The following is a 760-nucleotide window of genomic DNA, read 5'->3' as shown; positions in this document are numbered from 1 at the left end:
GTTCGTCGCCAGCGCGGACGCCGCCGGGCGCTGCGACGTGTCCCCGCGCGGCGGGCCGGCCGGCCTGCCTGCCGGGTTTCGGCCCCGGCGGGCTTCCCGCCGTCCCGCGTGGCCTCGCTGTTCCTGCTCACCATGCCGTGCCCCTCCCGTCACCGTCCGGTCCCCCCGGGAACGGACGGGCTGTCACCATCGTGCCTGCCGGTGCATGACAGATCGCTTTATCGGAATGATTAGTATCACGACGATCCGACAGGCCCCCGGTGGCGAAGGGCGATACCGGGCGCCACCGTTCGGTGAACGACGGGTGGACGGGTTCGACCGGACACGGTCAGCCGGGGCCTCGGTGCGGCCGGGCGTCACAGGTCGAGCAGGGTCCCGTCCTCGGCGACGGCCGCGCCCGCCGCCGCCAGCGCCGGTGCCAGCGCGGCGGCCTCCGGCGACCCCCGGTGGGCGAGCGGGTTGGTGTTGTTGAGGTGGGTGTAGAGGTAGCGCGGGCCGGGCCGGCGGGCCAGGTGGGGGAGCGAGTCGGCGACCGCCAGGTGGCCCATGCCGCGCGAGGTGCGGGCGCCGCCGGTGCGTTCGGCGAGTTCGTCGTCGGTGGCGAAGGTGCCGTCCAGGATCACCACGTCGGCGCCGGCCACCGCCCGGTCGAGGGCGGGCGTCCAGGCGGCGAGGCCGGGCGCGTAGACCGCGCCGGCCCGGCCGTCCGCCTCGCTGAAGCGGTAGCCGACCACCCAGTCCGCCCGCTCGCCGAGCGGTT

The 760-nt window shown here is 76.1% G+C and carries 1 protein-coding gene; it reads right to left on the bottom strand.

Going from position 1 to position 760, the window contains the following annotated elements; translation table 11 throughout:
* Positions 1-356: 356 nt before the first annotated feature.
* Positions 357-760, bottom strand: a 404-nt coding sequence (locus tag ABD308_RS25225; protein WP_344338860.1) for an MBL fold metallo-hydrolase, incomplete at its 5' end; no start/stop codon positions are given.

The sequence above is a fragment of the Kitasatospora putterlickiae genome, assembly GCF_039527695.1.
Classification (GTDB): Bacteria; Actinomycetota; Actinomycetes; order Streptomycetales; family Streptomycetaceae; genus Kitasatospora; species Kitasatospora putterlickiae.
The sequence above is the reverse complement of the archived record's forward strand: the minus strand, read 5'-3'. Positions and strand labels throughout refer to the sequence as shown.